Source organism: Bowmanella pacifica (assembly GCF_014645355.1).
In the GTDB taxonomy this organism is placed as follows: Bacteria; Pseudomonadota; Gammaproteobacteria; order Enterobacterales; family Alteromonadaceae; genus Bowmanella; species Bowmanella pacifica.
Map to the genome: position 1 here is coordinate 781,111 of NZ_BMLS01000001.1, position 19,569 is coordinate 800,679.

A 19,569-nucleotide genomic window follows, 5' to 3' on the forward strand; every position below is an offset into this window, starting at 1 on the left:
TATGAACATTATGCCCAAAGCCATTAATCAGCCCTTGCCCACCCTCACACCAACCGAGCTGGGGATTAAACATCAGCTGTTTACTCAAGTGTTAAGCCTGCTGGACTTGTCGGTACTGGACAGAATGGACAAGGACACCGCACGCAAACAAATTCGTGATTGCTGCAACAATCTGCTCAACGAACTCCCCCGCCCGGTTAATTTGGAGATTCGCACCCTGATCACCAAATTGGTGCTGGATGAGATCCTCGGCCTGGGACCATTGGAAACCCTGCTGGCGGATCCGGAAGTTTCCGACATTCTGGTTAACGGTCATGACAATATTTTTGTGGAGCGATGCGGCAAGTTGGAGCGTGTGCCGGTAAGTTTTCAGGATAACCACCACCTGCTGAATATCATCGACCGTATCGTCTCCAGTGTTGGTCGCCGGGTGGATGAGTCTTCCCCTATGGTAGACGCCCGTCTCAAAGATGGTAGCCGGGTTAATGCCATTATTCCGCCCCTGGCGCTGGATGGCCCCAGCTTATCTATCCGCCGCTTTACCGTGGATAAGCTCAACGCCCAGCAGTTGATTGACTACGGCTCGATGACCGCAGATATGGACAAACTGCTCAGCGCCGCGGTTACCGGCAAATTAAATGTGCTGATCTCCGGCGGTACCGGCAGCGGCAAAACCACCATGCTGAACATCTTGTCCGGCTATATTCCCCGTGACGAGCGGATTATCACCATTGAAGACTCCGCCGAATTGCAGCTACAACAACCCCACACCGTAAGACTGGAAACCCGCCCCACCAACATAGAAGGGCGCGGTGAAGTGACCCAGCGCGATCTGGTAAAAAACTGCCTGCGTATGCGTCCGGATCGCATCGTTATCGGCGAGGTCAGGGGCAGCGAAGCCATCGATATGCTGTCGGCCATGAATACCGGTCACGAAGGCTCACTCACCACCTTACATGCTAATAGCCCCCGGGATGCGCTGGGTAGGCTGGAGAATATGGTCTGTATGGGCGGCTTTGATATGCCGGTGCGCAATATCCGCACCCAGATTGCCTCCGCCATAGACCTGGTCGTGCAACTGCAACGTCAGGAAGACGGCCGTCGCCGCATCACCAGTATTCAGGAAGTCACCGGCATGGAAGGTGAGGTAATCACCATGTCGGAGTTATTCACCTTCGAGCGCGAAGGACGGAACGAACAAGGCAATATCAAAGGGCACTACCGGGCCACCGGTGTGATCCCTGTGTTTCAACGCAAGCTGGTTGCCAAGGGCATTGACCTGCCCCACAGCATTTTTGGCGTCAGCAGCATGATACATTTCTGAGGAGTTTGTCATGAGACCAGAACTGATTTTCTTTGCCCTGGTATTTGTGTCAGTGGTCCTGCTCTCACAAATGTTATTTGTGTCGGTATACAACCCACAGCGCGCAGACAGCCGGACTCTGAAACGCCAACTGGCAGAATTGAGCCGCGACAAGCAGGCCGAGCATGGCATGTTGCTGCTTAACAACAGATTGAACAATCTGTCTTCGGTTCGAGCCGCGCTGGAATCCATCAGTTGGATTAAGGAAATAACCTACAAGCTCGAACTGGGCGGCTCCCGTATGCTAGGTCACGAATACCTGCTGCTGGCCTTATCAATCACTCTGCTGACTACCATGGGAGCCTGGGCCCTGACCCAAAGTCTGCCGGTATGTCTGACGCTGATGCTCAGTCTGGTGATGATGTTCAAATTCAGACTCGGTCGTCAGATTGACCGCCGACTGGAGCAAATTGAGGCCCAATTTCCTGAGGCACTGGATGTGATGAAGCGCGGCCTGCAGGCGGGATATGCCTTTAACGATGCGCTGAAGCTGGTATGCGAAGAACTGCAGGGCGAGCTGTCCAAGGAAATGTCTTATCTGTTTCATCGCATCAACTTCGGCGCAGATCTGAAAACCGCCCTGCTGTATTTTATCCACCGGGTGCCCAGCACCTCGGCCATTGCCTTTGCCAGCGCGGTCAATATTCAGAAAGAAACCGGCGGAAATCTGGCAGAAAACATTGAAAACCTCAGCAAAATTATCCGTCAGCGTTTCAGCTTTAAGCGCCGCATTCGTACCTTATCGGCCGAAGGGCGCTTGTCAGGCTGGATCCTGGTGCTGCTGCCCTTTGCCCTGTTTGCGCTGCTGTATATCACATCTCCCCGCTATGTTATGGAGCTGCTGCTTACCCCCAACGGCCAGCAACTGCTGCAATGGGGCTTAATCGGCATGCTGCTGGGAGTCGCTTGGGTCAGGAAGCTGTTACAGATCGAGGTATGAATCATGGAACTGCTACAAAGCCTGTTGTACAACTTTACCCATGACCAGAAGCTGATTGAAATCATCATCTATGTCATTTCCGCTGCGGCGGGTATTACCCTGGCCATGGCCCTTTACTACCTAACCAGCGGTACCTACTCACCGGTACGCCAGCACCTACAGCGTCTGATCCAGGGCGAGTCCCATCAGACCGACGAAGGGGTGGACTATAAGAAATTCCTCGAACACAACCTGGCTAAGCTTGGTGACTTGCCCATGCTCAGCCAGCGTTTGGCCACCGATACCACCAGCCGTAATTTGCTGATTCACGCGGGCTTTCATTCCGAAAATGCCTTGAAGGTGTACTACGCCATCAGGCTCGTCAGCATGCTGCTGGCATTGTTTGGCGCGCTGGCCTTGTTTGAACAGTTTCCACAGATGAGTACCACGCTGGCCATCTATCTGGTAGCGCTGATCTTAGGCCTGTCCTACCTGCTGCCACGTATGGCACTGCGTAAAGCAGCCCAACGTCGTATGAACAACTTACGTCGCTATTTCCCCGATGCGCTGGACTTGTTGGTGGTATGCAGCGAGTCCGGCCTTGGTCTGCTGGAGTCCTTCGCCCGAGTGGGTAAAGAGCTGCAAATGGCCCACCCTGACTTGTCACATGAAATCAACTTGGTCTGCAGCAAGGTACGGGTGGGGATTTCTATACAGCAGGCCCTGAAGGAGTTTTCAAATCGTACCGGCCTGGAAGACATTCGTGGCTTGAACTCCGTCATAGTGCAAAGCCTGAAACTGGGCACCGGCATCGCCGAAACCTTGAGAGTCTATGCAGCCGAATATCGCGACAAACGCTTACAAGAAGCGGAAGAAAAAGCGGCCAAGTTAGGGGTAAAACTGATTTTCCCTATGATGTTTTGCATCTGGCCGTCGTTTTTCATCGTCGCTATTGGTCCGGCAACTCTGAAAATCATGAACATCTGGCATAAGGCATTTTAATTATGAACAAACTACATCACAGCTTAATCACTACTCTCTTTGCTGCATTGGTTTTGTCTGGTTGCAGCGCCAGTAGCAATCTCAGCCGTCAGACCGACGCCATGACTAACCAGCAGCAGGGCCAGGCCTTGTTCGCCCAGGCAGAGCTAGCCGCTCAACGTGAAGACTATGGCAAAGCGTTGTTGATGTATATCGAAGCGCTGAACCTCAAGCCCGATGATGCACCAACCCTGTACAACATTGGCCAGATGCATATGTACCTGGGCAACAGCAAACTGGCCGAACGGGCATTTAAACAAACCCTGACGCTGGCCCCCGACCATATCGGCGCTTTGGCCCAACTGGGTATTTGGCAGCTTAAAGAGCGCAACAGTGCCGAAGCAGAATCAACCCTGACCCGCGCTGTGATATTGGACCAGCAACGCTTACACCAAAGCGAACCTGATACCTGGGTAACGCTTGACGCCCAGTCCCCGGTGATGGCCTACAACGCCCTGGCGGTGCTCTATGATGTGCGCGGTCAGCATCAACAGGCACGTGACTTGCTGCAACTGGCACTGGCACAAACGCCAGACTCCGCGCTGCTGCTATCCAACCTGGGTTACTCTTTCTATCTGGACGGAAATTTTGTGCAGGCCAGTCAGTATTACCAGCAGGCCATCAATGTCCAACCCAACTTCCACCGCGCCTGGGCCAATCTGGGGCTGGTAAACATCCGTCAGGGGCAATACAGCCGCGCACTGCAAAACTTCAAACAGGTGATGCCGGAGGAGCAAGCCTACAACGATCTGGGGTATTTCCTAAAACTGGAAGGGCGCTACGAAGAAGCCAGCTATTTTCTTCAGCAAGCCATCGAAAAGTCGCCCAAATATTATGAACTGGCTCAGGAAAACCTCGCCGATGTGAGAATGAATCTGGCAAGCGTCGGCATCCACTGAGGGGAATGCAAGGTTCCACCACCAAGAGCCCGCCCGGGCTCTTTTTTTATTGGCGCTTTTGTTCCAATGTGGCGGCCAGTGAGGCAATGGTCATTGGCAATGGTGCTAAACGGTAACGACGGCTGAGCTGCTGATAGTCAATGGCTGCAAAACCCTTGGTATGCATAATTTCAATTACCGCCTGCGCCTGAGCAGATTGATTACTGACCGAAATCGGCAGCACCGTGGGACTATCGGGGGTTAACTCACGCAATCCGGCAAAGTGTTCATCCAGCATGACCAGCGCCAGACTACCCAGGGTAACGTGGCCGCCAAAGCTGATATAGCTTGCTGGTATATTGGCCGGAATGTTGTCCCAGTTTATTCCAACATAGTGAATAGTGCCCTGCAGGCCTGCATCACTGGCAGCCTTGGCTGCACCAAAGGCCATAGGATCATTGGCTGCCCACACCGCATCCACCTGCACAGCGCGGGAGAACAGCGCATTCGCCAGCCGGTAAGCCTCATTCTGTGACCAGTTACCAAAATCCTGATACACCAGTTGAATGGCGTCTTTATGTTGCTGTAAAGCACGCTGCATACCTAAGGTACGGGCCTTGGACGAAGACGAATGCCGATCACCATTAATGGCCAATAACCTCAGTGGCCTGCGGCTATCTTCGGCAAGTAGCGCCGAAATCATTTGAAAGCCGGTATCCGACAAATCGGCAGTTAAGGCTCCCAGATAATGCCTGGGATGGGGCTGCTTAGGTGCGACAAGAAAATCATTGTTAACCAAAAAGTAAGGAATACCACCACTTTCCAGTAGCGCCACATGCTGATCCAATACGGCATTTTCATTAACCAGCAATAAATAATCAGGTCGACGTGCAATTCCTTGGCGTAACAACTCAACCAATTTGAGTCTGTCTCTGTCGGCATACTCAATGCTCAGTTGCAGATTCAGATCCTCAGCCGCTGCCAGCATAAACTGACTCACCGTCGCCCAGAACACGCCGGTTTGATCCCCTTCGGCAGAACCGGGATTAATAAACAGGATATGTGGGGATTCTGCGGCCAGAACCGAGCGAGGAATGCTCCAATTTAACACCAACACAATGACGAACAGGAAGGTACGAATCAAGACAGGAATGGAAGTAAGTGCGCCATACCACAACTTTAGCCTAAAACCGTTAGCCAGTCAGGCTAAACGGCTAACTCATATCCATTGTGAGCGGCAGGCGAGTAAAGTCTGAAAACTGCTGCGCAACATGCTTAGCATCAGCGCGGTGGCGGAAGCTGCAAACAGTCGCCTGTTCGCCATTTTTACACACCATCACGACTTGATAGGGCTGTGATCTACTGCTTTGGCAAATAACACGAAATCCTAACACCTGGCTTAGCCCATACTCGCGACAAAATATCGGATAGAGGCTGGAGGCTTTAAGCACAATATGGTCTTTATCCAGATCGATACCGACCCAGAAACGGGCGAAGGTAGCATGCCAACCTAACGCAGTGATTAACCCGATAGCCCAAAACGGCAGGCCGCCAGGGCTGGCGGCAAAATAAATATTTAACGCCCCGGCAGACAGAAATATTGCGCCCAGCCCACTTAACATAAAGCGTACCAGAAAATGTTGTTGATAACGGGCCCGTCGTGGTGAATGCACCTTAAAGTTCATGACAATACCCCCCATTCAAACAACAACGCCAGAAGGGCAAACACCGGTACAGGTAACGCCAGCTTTATCAATGCCGCTCGGGACCAAATGGGTACAACGTCCCCGGTTCTTCGCAATGCTGACTCAATAACAGCTTGGGACGCTTGTTCACTGGGATCTTTCTCGCTTTGCCCTTGTTCGCTATGCTGTTGCTCACGCTGTTCTTGCTCACTGTGGCGCCCCTCGCCAGCAGGCTGGGCATCGTTATCTGACCAGGGGTGTTTGTGCGGCCAGTCACTGACTTGCTCAAGCAACACAAGGTTAAAGTGCTGCTTTAAAAATCCCATTGCCAAAAATGCATCGTCGGGGCGCTCAAATACATATAACTCGTTTAAAATGCCGATTTGCAGACTATTGCTATTGCCACTGCGGGTCAGCAGTACTTCAACCCCATCGGCTTTTTGAACCCTGTCAGCCTGCGGTGTTTTCCACCACCAAGCACGTTGATAAAACAGCTGATTCGCGACTCGATCTAAGACCAGCCGATGCGATTGACTAAAAAGATACAAGCAGGCAGCGCCACTGAGTAAAGCCGTAGCAATAAAGAAGATTCTGTCATTGCCGTCAAGCACCAGGCTCAGTAGCACCGACGGTAAACACAATATCAACATAATCACCGCCAATAAGCTTGTCATCACACCTCTTTTGGTGTGCAAACTTATTTGCGTGCCATCAGCACTCAGGCGAAACAGCTTCTTCAGCATCTTTGGCAAGGAATGGGTATTCATGTCTGGCTCAAAATAATCAACAGGTGGGTCATCTAAACAGCAGGTGCACGCCTTGTTGTTCAGCCAGGCTGAGAGGGGTAGCTCCATGCTAAAAGCACCTCAAGCTTACATACTAACAAAGAGGCACAAGTAAGATATTGATTTAACAATACTTAGCACTAGTATCCATGGCTTAGGCTGCTATGGCAAGGTTTGCGAGCTATGACGCCCTGCATTGATACGCGCGCTTGGTATGATGCTAGTCAACTTGGTGTTTTGCGTGACTTTCGGGGGAATATGGTTCTCGGTAGGACAAAAAAAGCGCCAAAGGTTGGCGCTTTTTCAAGATAACCACTGCAATCAGGCTTTCTGTACAACCTGCTCAATACGACCAAAAATAGACTGGCCGTTGTTATCCAGCATTTCAATCTGAATATTGTCACCGAAGTCCATAAAGGGCGTGCTGGGTTTGCCTTGCTGAATAGTTTCAATCATGCGGATTTCGGCAATACAGCTATAGCCTACGCCACCTTCGCTGACCGGCTTGCCGGGGCCATCGTTAAGCTTGTTAGATACCGTGCCTGAGCCGATGATAGTGCCAGCCACCAGTGGACGGGTTTTCGCCGCATGGGCAATCAACTGACCGAAGTGGAAGGTCATATCCACCCCTGCATTGGGCTTACCAAATAGCTCGCCGTTTAAATGCGACAGCAGCGGCAGATGCAGTTTACCGGCCTGCCAGGCGTCACCCAGCTCATCCAGGGTCACGCAAACCGGGCTGAATGCACTTGAAGGTTTGGACTGATAAAAACCAAAACCTTTGGCCAGCTCGGCCGGGATCAGGCCACGCAGCGACACATCATTGACCAGCATCACCAAGCGGATATATGACAGCGCCTGTTCAGGCGATACGCCCATAGGCACATCATCCACAATCACCGCAATTTCGGCTTCAAAGTCGATACCAAAGCCTTCGCTTTGCGGCATTAATACCGGTGCGCGCGGTGCCAGGAAGGTATCCGAACCACCCTGATACATCAGCGGGTCGGTCCAGAAGGTCTCGGGCATCTCTGCGTTACGGGCCTTACGCACCAGCTCTACGTGGTTCACATAAGCGCTACCGTCGGCCCAATGATAAGCCCGTGGTAGGGGCGAGGCACAGTCGGCCTGATTAAAGGGCTCGGCACTGATACTGCCGCTTTCCAGGGCCTCATAGCGCGCTAACAAAGCACCATGCAACTCGCGCCAGTTATCCAGGGCAAATTGCAAGGTCGGGGCAATATCACTGACCGATACCATACGGCTCAGGTCGCGACTGACCAATACCAGTTTGCCGTCACGACCGGCGTTCAGACTGGCCAGCTTCATGCGTTACCTCCGGGAAATTCACCTTCACCATGCAACCAGGCTGCATGTTTGGGGGCTTTTTTGGTTTGTGCCCATTCATCCAGCATGGCCGGGGCCACGCGTTTTAACTCTTCCAACATACCGGGCTTGGCCGTGTTGGCCGCCAGCTCAATACGATGACCGTTAGGATCAAAGAAATAAATGGACTTAAAGATAGTGTGCTCGGTGGGGCCCAGTACCTTCAGACCGGCATTTTCCAGACGTTCCTTAGCCGCCAGCAACTCGTCCATGGACGCCACTTCAAAGGCAATATGCTGTACCCAGGCTGGGGTATTCTGGTCGCGGTCCATATCTGGCGAGTTAGGCAGTTCAAAAAATGCCAGTACATTGCCCTGCCCAGCATCCAGGAACACGTGCATATAGGGATCCGGCGCCTTGGTGGAAGGCACTTCATTTTCAGCAATGGCCAGCAAAAACTCCATATCCAACAGGTCGCGGTAAAACTCCACGGTTTGCTTAGCGTCTTTGCAGCGGTACGCCACATGATGAATGCGTTGAATTTTCATGATAAATCCTTATGCCGGTTATTTACCCACCACACCGCGAGCAACCTGGTCGCGCTCGATAGACTCAAACAGCGCCTTAAAGTTACCTTCGCCGAAACCTTCATCTTCCTTGCGCTGAATAAACTCAAAGAACACCGGACCAAGCACGGTTTCTGAGAAGATTTGCAGCAACAAACGCGGCTGGCCACCTTCAGTGGTGCCATCCAACAAAATGCCACGAGCCTGTAATTGGTCTACCGGTTCACCGTGCCCCGGCAAACGCTCTTCCAACATTTGATAATAAGTAGCAGGCGGCGCGGTCATAAACTTCACGCCTTGCTTTTTGAGCTTATCCCAACAAGCCAGCAAATCATCACAAGCAAAAGCAATGTGCTGAATGCCTTCACCGTTGTACTTCATCAGGAATTCTTCGATCTGGCCGCCGGCACTGGCTTCTTCATTGAGCGGAATACGGATTTTGCCGTCCGGTGCCGTCATAGCTTTAGACAACAAGCCGGTGTATTCACCCTTGATGTCGAAGTAGCGGATTTCGCGGAAGTTAAACAGGTTAGCGTAGTAATCTGCCCAATACTGCATGCGGCCGCGGTATACGTTGTGGGTCAGGTGATCTAGCGTATGGAAACCACAGCCCTCGGGGTGACGGTCAACCCCTTCAATCCAGTTAAAGTCGATATCGTAGATGGTCTGGCCTTCCTGATAACGGTCTATCAGATACAAATTCGCGCCGCCAATACCTTTAATGGCCGGTAAGCGCAGCTCCATGGCACCGGTTTGCGTGTCGACTGGCTGCGCACCTTTTTTCAGTGCGGCGGCATAGGCCTTTTGCGAGTCTTTTACCCTAAATGCCATACCACAGGCGGATGGGCCATGCTCGATAGCATAGTAATGGGCGTGGCTCTTGGGCTCGTAGTTAGTAATAAAATTAATATCGCCCTGACGCCACAATTCCACATCCTTGGATTTGTGTCTTGCTACCTTAGTGAAGCCCATGGCCTCGAATACCGGTTCCAGCACACCTTTTTGCGGTGCGGTGAACTCGACGAATTCAAAGCCATCCAGGCCCATTGGGTTTTCAAACAAATCCGCCATCTCAATCCCCCTTATTTACACTTTGCTGCTTTTTGGGCAACCTCTTAGGTTGTTACCCAATAGTATTGTTTCAGTTGAAAGCATATTAGTTTCAATTGAAACCACTGACAATGGCGGAGCCCGAACTTGCCCTGTAAACCAAACTCTCCACTGCTGTTGCAGCGTTTCCTGCCTTACCGGCTGACCACTTTGTCGAACAAGATCTCTCAGGCACTGGCTGCTCAGTACAGTCAGCGCTTTGACCTGAGCATCCCCGAATGGCGCATTCTGGCGGTACTTGGCGAGGGCATGCCGCTGTCCGCCGCTGAAATAGTCCAACGCACCGCCATGGACAAAGTGGCTGTCTCCAGAGCGGTGAAAAAACTGCTAGATAAGCAGCGACTGGAAAAAAATCAGGACAGTAGCGACAACCGCCGCTTTGCTTTATCTCTGTCTGAATCCGGCCAGGCCCTATACGAAGAAGTGGTGCCCATTGCCCTTGAGTATGAACGACGCCTGATTGCCGAGCTCAGTCATGATGAAATTGAAAACATGGATAAGCTGTTCAACCACCTGGACAATGTAATCCTCAAGTAATGCCGGGTCATTTCTGACCTTGCTCTGACACATCATAAGGAATCAGCATGCATCAATTCTGGTCTTTGCTTTTAACCCGCTTTACCTGGCTTTGTATGATTATCGCCGGGGCCGCGTCTGCCAACACCGCCACCAATCCACAGGTTATGCTGGAAACATCCATGGGTAATATTCAGGTGGAGCTGTATATGGATAAAGCCCCGCTGTCTGCCGGGGACTTTCTGGCCTACGTACAGCAAGGGCTGTTTGATAACCAGCTTGGTTTCCATCGCGTGGTCAGGCCTGATAATGACCACGGCACGCCGGTTATCTCAGTAATTCAGGCCGGGTTAAAAGACGGCGCGCAGCGCAGAACCCCTATTGCCCATGAGACCACCAAGCAGACTGGTCTGAAACATCTGGATGGCACCTTATCCATCGCCCGGGCAGAGCCTGGTACCGGCGGTGGTAGCGACTTTTTTATCTGCGTGGGCGACCAACCCGCGTTAGATTATGGTGCCAAACGCAACCCCGACGGCCAGGGTTTTGCGGCCTTTGGCCGGGTGGTAAGCGGTATGGATGTGGTGCGTAAAATCAATGCGTTGCAGGGCGTCAGCACCGGCCAGGATGATTATGTAGACGGACAGATTTTGGCAGAGCCGATATCTATAACTAAAGCCGATTTACTTCCACAATAAATCGCAGGTGGCCTGTGGCGACGCTCAGGGTGCCGCCAGGGCCAGCTTGATTTCATCCCAGCTAAACTCCTCACCCAAGGCGTCTTTTATGGCCTTCAGGCTAGTATCCGGCTGCGCATCAGCCGCACGGCGAATCGCATCAATTCGCTCAGCAGGAAGCATTTCCTGCACCTGGATTTCACCGGATTGAATATATTGACATAAATGACCGGCCACAGTGCCAGTCACCAAGCCGCGCTGCTCTGCGATCTGCACCAAATTTAAGCCTTCGCGGTAAAGCGCCAGGGTAATAGCCTGAGTGGAAGGCTTTTCGCCCTTTTCCTCTCCCTTGTCTTCACCTGAAGATACCGCAGGTAAAAGCGGATCGGTTTCAATCCCCTGTTCTGCGCAATAGTCCGCCACCAGATTAAGTAGGGCCTGACCATATTTTTCCACCGTGCCAGGGCCCACTTTATGTACCTTAAGTAAGCTTTGCCGACTGCCAGGTAAACTATTGGCGATTTGCAATAACACTTGCTGGTGCGCGACCCGATAAGCCGGCACTTGCTGCGTTTCGGCCTGTTCGGCTCGCCAGTCCCGCAAACGTTGAAACAAGGCCGGATGCGCCAAATCATCCGGGCTCAATTCCACCACGGATTTCGCCTTACTGGCGGCGCTTTTGGCTTCTTCAATCGCTGCCTTGGCGAGTGCGTCCAACCACGCCATCAGGTTAAAACCACGGCAGCTACAGGCAACAATGGCCTGCTTATCCGCCAGCTCTCTATCCAGCCGCGCCAAGGCATTTTTAACTTGCTTGTTGGTCTGTTTATTATCGGTGGAATAGTGAAAATCTTGTCGCCACTTAACCAAGGGCGCTAAGGCGTTAGCGAAATAAGGCCCAGCCTTAGCAACACGCTCCTGCAGCGCAGTATGCTGCTGTGGTATCTGCCCACTGGTAAACAAGCTTTGCAACTGACGCTGGAATTTTACCGCCACCATCACCACCGCCTGTTGCACGGCCTGAGCTAACTCGGGCAAGGCCACACCATTACTACTTTGCACCCGCTCACCGGCGTCGCCTAGCTCTCTTTGCAGACGGTTCAAGGCTTGGCCCAGAGAATTGAAATCAAAGCTCTCCAGCAGCAACGATTGTTGATACCAACGCTTCGCTTCCACCAACATTGCGGTGTCGGGGACCGGACAATGCTGGCTGAAATGGCTGATTAGCGCATCACAGCGCACGCTTTCTGCACGCAGCGGACTTTGCAGCACCAAGCCATCTAAACTGCGGCAACGACTTAACGCCACATAAATCTGACCATGAGAAAAAGCCGCCTGACCATCAATAATGGCTTTATCAAAGGTCAGTCCCTGGCTTTTATGTATGGTGATGGCCCAGGCCAAACGCAGGGGAAGTTGGCTAAAGCTCCCCAGCACCTCTTCACTTATCTGCTGCGCATCATCCAGGCCATACTTAATGTTTTCCCAGGTGGCTACATCCACTTCAATCGGCTCACTTTCGCCGGCACATTGCACCCAAACCTTATCGGCCTGCATACGGGTCACCACACCGCGTTTGCCATTAAAGAAGCGTCTTTGCTCGCCCTGATCGTTGCGAATAAACATCACCTGCGCGCCCACTTTGAGCGCCAGTTGAGGGGCGGCCGGATAACTTTGCTCTGGATAGTCACCACTCACCCGTGCTTCAAAATACTGCATATCACCGGACAAGGCCGTCAGCTTAGTATTATTCAGTCTGTCGGCACTGTGGTTGTGAGTGCTTAGTACGATATAGTCGTCATCATGAAAGTCTGGCCGGTAGCGCTGATTCAGCATAGCCAGAGTGCTGTCGTCCAATTGGTTATTCCGCACCTGATTAAGCAGATTGATAAAGCGGGTATCAGACTGACGATACACCTGCTGCAATTCCACTTGCACCCACTGACTTTGCGCCAAGGCCTGACTGGCAAAAAAGTAAGGGTTGGCATAGTGCGCACTAAGTAACTGCCAGTCGCTGTCTTTTACCACCGGCGGCAACTGGAACAGGTCGCCAATCAGCAGTAGCTGCACGCCACCAAAGGGTTTGTTACGGTCGCGAAAACGCCTTAGCACCGCATCCACGGCGTCTAGCATATCGGCCCGCACCATGCTGATCTCGTCGATTACAAGCAGATGCAAACTGCGAATAATATTGATCTTTTCTTTGCTGAAACGGTTGTGCTCGGCCATGCTGGCGCCCAGCACAAAAGGCCCGAAAGGCAATTGGAAAAACGAATGTAAGGTCACCCCACCAGCATTAATAGCGGCCACACCTGTGGGCGCAGTCACCATCATACGTTTGGGACTGCTCATCCTAAGATCGTGTAGAAAGGTGGTTTTTCCCGTGCCAGCCTTACCGGTCAGAAACACATGTACACCGGTTTGTTCCACCAACTCACGGGCGGTTTGCAATTGGGGATTCGCGTTGCTCATCTCATCCTTATCCCTTAAGTCAGGCCCCATCCTAGCATTAATTTAGTCCACACCGGCGCTAGCAGCACTAATTCAGCCTGCCTATTGCCACAATCAATTTTCCTGATGCATGTTCAGTGGTTAACCTAAAAAATCCGCCTATATTCTAGCCTGGACATTAACAATCTGATAACAAAGGTTCTATTTATGCTCAAGCAATCTATTCCCTTGGTATCCGCGGTTGCCTTAACGGTCTCGCTGACGATGTTATCGGCCCAGGTGTCGGCGGATGGTATGGCCAAGTCCAATCAATTCTGGTGGCCGGAGAAACTCGACCTGGCGCCTCTGAGGCAACACGCCGGTGAATCCAATCCGCTGGGCGATAACTTCAACTACGTCGAGGCTTTCAACAAGCTTAACTTGCAGGCGGTAAAAGCCGACATCCAAGCCCTGATGACCCAATCCCAGGATTGGTGGCCAGCGGATTATGGTCACTACGGGCCGTTTTTTATCCGTATGGCCTGGCACAGTGCAGGCACCTACAGAGTGGCCGATGGTCGCGGTGGGGCCGGTGGCGGCCAGCAACGCTTTGAGCCGTTAAATTCTTGGCCGGATAATGTCAGCCTGGACAAAGCCAGACGCCTGCTGTGGCCCATCAAACAAAAATATGGTCGCAGTATTTCCTGGGCCGACTTGATGGTGCTGACCGGCAATGTAGCATTGGAGTCTATGGGCTTTAAAACCTTTGGCTTTGCCGGTGGCCGTGAAGACGACTGGGAAGCCGATATTGTTTACTGGGGACCGGAGCAAAAATGGCTGGATGACAAGCGCTACCACGGCGACCGCCAGTTAGAAAACCCTTTGGCAGCGGTGCAAATGGGCCTGATTTATGTCAATCCTGAAGGCCCCAACGGTAATCCGGATCCGTTACTGGCAGCCAAAGACATCCGCGAAACTTTTGGTCGCATGGCCATGAATGACGAAGAAACCGTGGCCCTGATTGCCGGCGGCCATACTTTCGGCAAAGCCCACGGTGCCCATAAACCCGATGAGTGCCTGGAGGCAGAACCCGCCGGTGCGGGCTTAGAAGAACAAGGCTTCGGCTGGAAAAACAAATGCGGTAAAGGCAATGCCGAAGATACCATCACCAGTGGGCTGGAAGGCGCTTGGTCGGCCAACCCCATCGCCTGGACCAGCCAGTATCTGGATAACCTGTTTGGCTTTGAATGGGTAAAAAGCAAAAGCCCGGCCGGTGCCACCCAATGGATCCCTAAAGATGGTCAGGGCCAGGGGCTGGTGCCAGACGCCCACGACAAATCCAAACGCCACACACCTATTATGTTTACCACGGATCTGGCCCTGAAGTTTGACCCGGCCTACCGCAAAATTGCCGAGCGTTTTCATAAAAATCCGGCCGAGTATCAGCTAGCCTTTGCCAAGGCCTGGTTTAAGCTCACCCACAGAGATATGGGCCCTAAAGCGCGCTATCTGGGCAATGAAGTGCCAGCCGAGATGTTGATCTGGCAAGACCCGCTCCCCAGCGCTGACCATGCCATGATTGACGGCAGCGATGTGGCTAAACTCAAGATGGATATTCTGAAAACCAAGCTCAGTGTTGCCGATCTGGTCAAAACCGCCTGGGCGGCAGCATCGTCTTTCCGCAGCACCGACCTACGTGGTGGTGCCAACGGCGCTCGCCTGCAACTGGCGCCACAAAAAGACTGGGCAGTGAACGAGCCCAAAGCGCTGGCCAAGGTACTGAAAAAGCTCGAAGGCGTGCAAAAGGACTTTAATCGCAAGCATAAAGGCGGCAAACAAGTCTCTATGGCCGACCTGATAGTACTGGGCGGGGCCGCCGCCATTGAACAGGCTGCCAAGCAGGGCGGAATGCAGGTTAGCGTGCCCTTCAAACCCGGCCGGGTAGATGCCAGTCAAGCCCAGACCGACACGGCCTCTTTTGCGGTGCTGGAGCCCAAGGCCGATGCGTTTAGAAACTACTACAGCGACGGTAGTCGCCTGCCGCCAACCGAAAGCCTGGTGGACAGGGCCAGTTCACTTAATCTGAGCGTGCCTGAGATGACGGTGCTGCTTGGGGGCATGCGGGTACTGGGGGCCAACAGTGGCAACAGCAAACACGGGGTACTAACAGATAACCCTGGCGTCTTAAGTAACGACTTCTTTATCAACCTACTGGATATGTCTACAAAGTGGACCAAGTCAGACAAAATGGCGGGGTTGTACCAAGGGTCAGACCGTAAAACCGGCAAAGCTCGCTGGACCGCCACCCCGGTTGATTTGATTTTCGGCTCCCACTCCGAGCTAAGAGCAGTGGCCGAGGTCTATGCCAGTGACGACGCCAAACAGAAGTTTGTGCAGGACTTTGTTGCTGCCTGGACTAAGGTCATGACACTGGATCGCTATGACAGTCAGTAACGCTCAAGCATAAAAAAGCGGCACTCCAACTAACAGTTGGGTGCCGCTTCTTTTTTCAGGCAAGGACAGCTTGCCGATGTATCAAGGAATATTTATCGGCGGTGTCTAAACCTCCATGGCCGCCAGCGAGTCCAAAATGGCGCAGTCAGGATTACTGTTGCCGCAGCACTGATTAGCCAGTGTCTCCAGTACGCCATGGATCTGCTGTAACTCAGCGATTTTCTGTGCCACATCCTGCAGGTGCTTTTCAGCAATTTCTTTAACTTCCCGGCTTTCTCTGCCAGGGTCACGCCATAAATTCAGCAGTGAATGGATCTCTTCAAGCGAGAAGCCCAGTTGCCTGCCACGGCGGATAAAGTTTAACTGCCGTAGCTGCTGTGTGTTGTACAACCTGTACCCGGCTTCGGTACGTGGGGTTTTCTCTAGCAGGCCGGATTGCTCGTAATGACGAATCATTTTAGCCGACAGACCGCTGGCCTTTGCCGCTTCACCTATGGTCAGCAGTTTACTCATGCTTTTTTTCCCTCCAACGCTGTAATAGCAAGGCGTTACTCACCACCAACAGGCTGCTGCTAGCCATCGCTGCCCCGGCAATAATAGGGTTAAGGTAGCCCAGTGCCGCCGCCGGTATACCAATCACATTAAAGATAAAGGCCCAGAACAGATTCTGACGGATTTTCTGATAGGTCTTACGCGCCAGTACCAATGCAGTTGCTACCAGATTCGGCTCACCGCGCATTAAGGTCATGGCCGAGGCACTCACCGCCACCTCGGTGCCGGTCGCCATGGCCATGCCCAGGTCGGCCTGAGCCAGGGCAGGTGCATCGTTGATACCATCCCCCACCATAGCCACTTTAAAGCCTTGCTGTTGATAACGTTTAACCCAGGCGGCTTTATCCGCCGGTAACACTTCCGCTTCAACATTATCCAGCCCCAGCTCAGTGGCCACCTGCGCGGCGCTGGCTTTACTGTCGCCGGTTAACATTGCCACTTTCATGCCCTGGCGCTGCAAACGCGTTACCGCACTTTTGCTGCTGGCTTTAATTGTGTCAGAAAAACACAGCAAGCCCACCAGCTCAGCGCCGCCGTCTTTAATCACCGCCAGCCAGGAGATGGAGGCGCCGGCTACACTGACCTTGTCCATAGGCAGCTCCAATTTGTGCTCACGCATCCAATGGCTACTGCCCAGCAGCCAGGTCTGCCCCTGCATATCACCTGTCACACCTTTACCTGCCACCACTTTAAAATTTTCTACCGCCAGAGCGCTGACATCCTGCTGCTCAGCTTTTTGTACTACGGCCTTGCCTAGCGGATGTTCACTGTTTTGTTGCAGCGAATACGCCAGTTGCAGTATATCCAGCTCACTCTCTTGTATGGCCGTCAATTGACTGAGCTGCGGCTTACCTTCAGTTAAGGTGCCGGTTTTATCAAACACCACTAAATCTATACGCTGGGCCTGTTCCAAGGCTCGGGCATCCTTAACCAAAATCCCCTGTTTGGCCGCCGTACCCGTGCCAGCCATAATGGCTGCTGGAGTCGCTAAACCAAGCGCACAAGGGCAGGCAATCACTAAGACTGCCACCGCGTTTAAGATGCCTACCGTCCAATCGCCGGTGCCCAAACCCCAGCCTAACAGCGCCACCAGCGCAACCAACAGCACCACAGGCACAAACACCGCACTGATGCGATCCACCAGAGCTTGCACCGGCGCCTTGGCCCCCTGCGCCTGCTCGACCAGACGGATAATTTTGGCCAGGGTCGACTCGGCGCCCACCTTGGTAGCCACCAGCTCCAACACCCCGTCCAGATTCACCGAACCGCCAATGGCATTATCGCCTTCTTTTTTATGCAGCGGCACGCTCTCACCACTGATCATGGACTCATCCACCTGGCTGTCGCCGGACTGAATCTCACCATCCACCGGAATACGCTCACCGGGCAGCACCTTGACCTTGTCACCACGTTTTAAACTGGCGGCGGCCACCTGTTGCCAACTGCCATCGCGCCATAAGCGCGCTTCGATGGGTTGCAGATTTTCCAAGGCTTTTAACGCATCTGTGGTGCGTCTTTTGGCTCTGCGTTCCAGATACTTACCGAGCAATACCAGGGTTAATACTGAAGCGCTACTTTCAAAATACAGATGCGGCATGCCCTGCCCGTCAAACACCGACCACAGATACAACGACAAACCATAGGCCGCCGAGGTACCTATGGCCACCAGCAGGTCCATATTGCCGCTACCGGCCTTTATGGCCCGCCATCCCGCACTGTAGAAACGCGCCCCAAAGTAAAACTGTACCGGTGTGGCGAGCAACCATTGCCACAGCGGTGGCAGCATCCAATCGCTACCGAACAGCATACCTACCATAGGCAATACCAGTGGCAGGGTTAATAAGCTTGCCCCTATCACGGGCCAACTGTCGCGCTGAAAAAAGCCCGGTTCGCTGGCTGCCTTCATGCTGGATGGCTCATCAGCATCCAACAACTGGTAACCTGTCTGCTCAACCGCAAAAAACAAAAGCGCCACGTCCAAACCCGCCAGGTATTCAACATTCACCTGTTCGCTGGCCAGATTAACCCTGGCATCTACCACACCGGGCACTGCCTTAAGGGCCTTTTCCACCGTACCGGCACAAGACGCGCAAGTCATACCGCCCACCCCGAACTGTCGGGTTTGGGTAGTAACCTTGTAACCCGCCGAATCAATAGCGGCAATCAACGCCGCTGCGTTGGCATCGCCTTGCACTGTGGCGGACTCTGCGGCCAGGTTAACCTGCGCCTGACTGACGCCTTCCACCTGCATCAGGGCTTTTTCAATACGCCCCACACAGGACGCACAGCCCATTCCACTAATAAGTAACTGCATGCTATTTGCCATGTTTATCTCCAACATCAGCTTAGATAGCTCAAGGCTAAAGTTTAACCTTATGGGAAGGTCAAGGTTGTATTTTCAGAAATTGGCAGCAACCTAGGCAAGCGCATTAAGGCTTATTCCTGCAGGGGGGATTAATTGGCGCAATAAGATAATATCGGAAGGCCAACTCGTTGTTTGAAAAGAAAATGCCGCCCCTTAGGCGGCAATGGCAGCAACAATCAGGCGGTGGTTTGTTGCAGCGCCTTCATTTCGTCATGACATACTTGCATATTAGCTTTAACCTTTCTCAGTGCAATAGCACAATTAGGCGGTTGCTCGCATTTCAATGCGTTGTCCAGTGCATCCAGAAGCTTATCTTCTACTTCTTCAAGCTGATCAACATAAGTATGTTCTTTGTCTGTGCTGATACTGCCAAGCAACTTGGTATAGTAACTGCGAAGATCGACAGCAAGCGAGGTGTCGTCTTCCATATTGCCATTCTCTGCCACGGCAAAGGGCTGCAACACAGATACCGCATTCTGTTTAGCCGTAATCATCCTATTAAACATATGCTTGATATGGACACTGGATACTTTTTCCCTGGCTTCTTCGTAAAACTCGATCCCGCCGTTCAGTACTTTGATAACGTCAGATACTTTGCTTACTTTTGACATTGTCTGTCTCATTACATGTTCTCCATCATTGCTAAATCAGAAGGCCGTCCATCGACCCTGCCAATATCATCAATGCAGAACCCAGACCAACCACAGAAAAACACGTAAAAATCATTAATAATCAATATAGTTAAAAGAGATATGCGCGAGAAAGAAAGACGATAGCAGAGCTCATGTATGAAAGATTTTCCGTATCGGCTGAAATTCTTTCAGGCTGCCAGCGATCATCTGCCAGCTAACGCTCAAACCGATGAGTGTTAATCCACCTTTCACCGTTATAGCAACATAGGT

The 19,569-nt window shown here is 52.4% G+C and carries 17 protein-coding genes; 7 read left to right on the forward strand and 10 right to left on the reverse strand.

Features of this window, described 5'->3' with window-relative positions:
• Window position 1: 1 nt before the first annotated feature.
• The 4 genes from IEX02_RS03065 to IEX02_RS03080 are packed head-to-tail and all read left to right on the forward strand — an operon-like array spanning window position 2 to window position 4,222.
• Complete coding sequence (locus tag IEX02_RS03065) at window positions 2–1,324, forward strand: TadA family conjugal transfer-associated ATPase (RefSeq protein ID WP_188690104.1); 1,323 nt, start codon at window positions 2–4, stop codon at window positions 1,322–1,324.
• A 10-nt stretch (window positions 1,325–1,334) separates the two neighbouring features.
• Window positions 1,335–2,303: a type II secretion system F family protein gene (locus tag IEX02_RS03070; protein ID WP_188690105.1), complete on the forward strand. Its 969-nt coding sequence runs from the start codon at window positions 1,335–1,337 to the stop codon at window positions 2,301–2,303.
• A gap of 3 nt (window positions 2,304–2,306) precedes the next feature.
• Window positions 2,307–3,284: a type II secretion system F family protein gene (locus IEX02_RS03075; RefSeq protein WP_188690108.1), complete on the forward strand. Its 978-nt coding sequence runs from the start codon at window positions 2,307–2,309 to the stop codon at window positions 3,282–3,284.
• A gap of 2 nt (window positions 3,285–3,286) precedes the next feature.
• Window positions 3,287–4,222, forward strand: a complete 936-nt coding sequence (locus tag IEX02_RS03080; RefSeq protein ID WP_188690110.1) for a tetratricopeptide repeat protein — start codon at window positions 3,287–3,289, stop codon at window positions 4,220–4,222.
• A gap of 46 nt (window positions 4,223–4,268) precedes the next feature.
• Here IEX02_RS03080 and IEX02_RS03085 read toward each other — a convergent pair whose 3' ends face one another.
• From IEX02_RS03085 to hppD, 6 genes are all read right to left on the reverse strand, one after another.
• Window positions 4,269–5,378 carry a substrate-binding domain-containing protein gene (locus IEX02_RS03085; protein WP_188690112.1) on the reverse strand — a complete coding sequence of 370 codons (1,110 nt, stop codon included), beginning with the start codon at window positions 5,376–5,378 and terminating at the stop codon, window positions 4,269–4,271.
• 37 nt (window positions 5,379–5,415) lie between these two features.
• On the reverse strand, window positions 5,416–5,886 hold the full coding sequence (locus IEX02_RS03090) for a hypothetical protein (protein WP_188690115.1): 471 nt from the start codon (window positions 5,884–5,886) through the stop codon (window positions 5,416–5,418).
• Window positions 5,883–6,740 (reverse strand): hypothetical protein, encoded by an 858-nt coding sequence (locus IEX02_RS03095; protein WP_188690118.1) that lies wholly within the window; start codon window positions 6,738–6,740, stop codon window positions 5,883–5,885. Before IEX02_RS03095 ends, IEX02_RS03090 begins: the two co-directional genes overlap by 4 nt.
• Before the next feature lie 252 nt (window positions 6,741–6,992).
• Window positions 6,993–8,000: a fumarylacetoacetate hydrolase family protein gene (locus tag IEX02_RS03100; protein WP_188690121.1), complete on the reverse strand. Its 1,008-nt coding sequence runs from the start codon at window positions 7,998–8,000 to the stop codon at window positions 6,993–6,995.
• A complete protein-coding gene (locus tag IEX02_RS03105; RefSeq protein WP_188690124.1) occupies window positions 7,997–8,545 on the reverse strand; it encodes a VOC family protein in 549 nt (182 codons plus the stop codon). Before IEX02_RS03105 ends, IEX02_RS03100 begins: the two co-directional genes overlap by 4 nt.
• Window positions 8,546–8,563: 18 nt before the next feature.
• Window positions 8,564–9,634 (reverse strand): 4-hydroxyphenylpyruvate dioxygenase, encoded by a 1,071-nt coding sequence (hppD, locus tag IEX02_RS03110; protein ID WP_188690126.1) that lies wholly within the window; start codon window positions 9,632–9,634, stop codon window positions 8,564–8,566.
• A gap of 126 nt (window positions 9,635–9,760) precedes the next feature.
• Between hppD and IEX02_RS03115 the strand changes: the two genes are divergently transcribed.
• Complete coding sequence (locus IEX02_RS03115; RefSeq protein WP_188690130.1) at window positions 9,761–10,210, forward strand: MarR family winged helix-turn-helix transcriptional regulator; 450 nt, start codon at window positions 9,761–9,763, stop codon at window positions 10,208–10,210.
• A gap of 47 nt (window positions 10,211–10,257) precedes the next feature.
• A complete protein-coding gene (locus IEX02_RS03120) occupies window positions 10,258–10,887 on the forward strand; it encodes a peptidylprolyl isomerase (protein WP_229702015.1) in 630 nt (209 codons plus the stop codon).
• Between the two features lie 24 nt (window positions 10,888–10,911).
• Here the strand turns inward: IEX02_RS03120 and IEX02_RS20450 are convergent, their stop codons facing one another.
• Window positions 10,912–13,338 (reverse strand): helix-turn-helix domain-containing protein, encoded by a 2,427-nt coding sequence (locus tag IEX02_RS20450; protein ID WP_268237375.1) that lies wholly within the window; start codon window positions 13,336–13,338, stop codon window positions 10,912–10,914.
• A 186-nt stretch (window positions 13,339–13,524) separates the two neighbouring features.
• Here IEX02_RS20450 and katG point away from each other — a divergent pair, with 186 nt between their 5' ends.
• Window positions 13,525–15,750, forward strand: coding sequence for a catalase/peroxidase HPI (katG, locus tag IEX02_RS03130; protein WP_188690139.1), 2,226 nt, complete (start codon window positions 13,525–13,527; stop codon window positions 15,748–15,750).
• Between the two features lie 105 nt (window positions 15,751–15,855).
• Here the strand turns inward: katG and cueR are convergent, their stop codons facing one another.
• From cueR to IEX02_RS03145, 3 genes are all read right to left on the reverse strand, one after another.
• Window positions 15,856–16,263: a Cu(I)-responsive transcriptional regulator gene (cueR, locus tag IEX02_RS03135; RefSeq protein ID WP_188690141.1), complete on the reverse strand. Its 408-nt coding sequence runs from the start codon at window positions 16,261–16,263 to the stop codon at window positions 15,856–15,858.
• Window positions 16,256–18,628 (reverse strand): heavy metal translocating P-type ATPase, encoded by a 2,373-nt coding sequence (locus IEX02_RS03140; protein WP_194451749.1) that lies wholly within the window; start codon window positions 18,626–18,628, stop codon window positions 16,256–16,258. Before IEX02_RS03140 ends, cueR begins: the two co-directional genes overlap by 8 nt.
• Before the next feature lie 215 nt (window positions 18,629–18,843).
• The gene (locus IEX02_RS03145; RefSeq protein ID WP_229702017.1) at window positions 18,844–19,278 is read right to left on the reverse strand and encodes a ferritin-like domain-containing protein; all 435 of its coding nucleotides are present in this window, start codon (window positions 19,276–19,278) and stop codon (window positions 18,844–18,846) included.
• Window positions 19,279–19,569 lie beyond the last annotated feature (291 nt).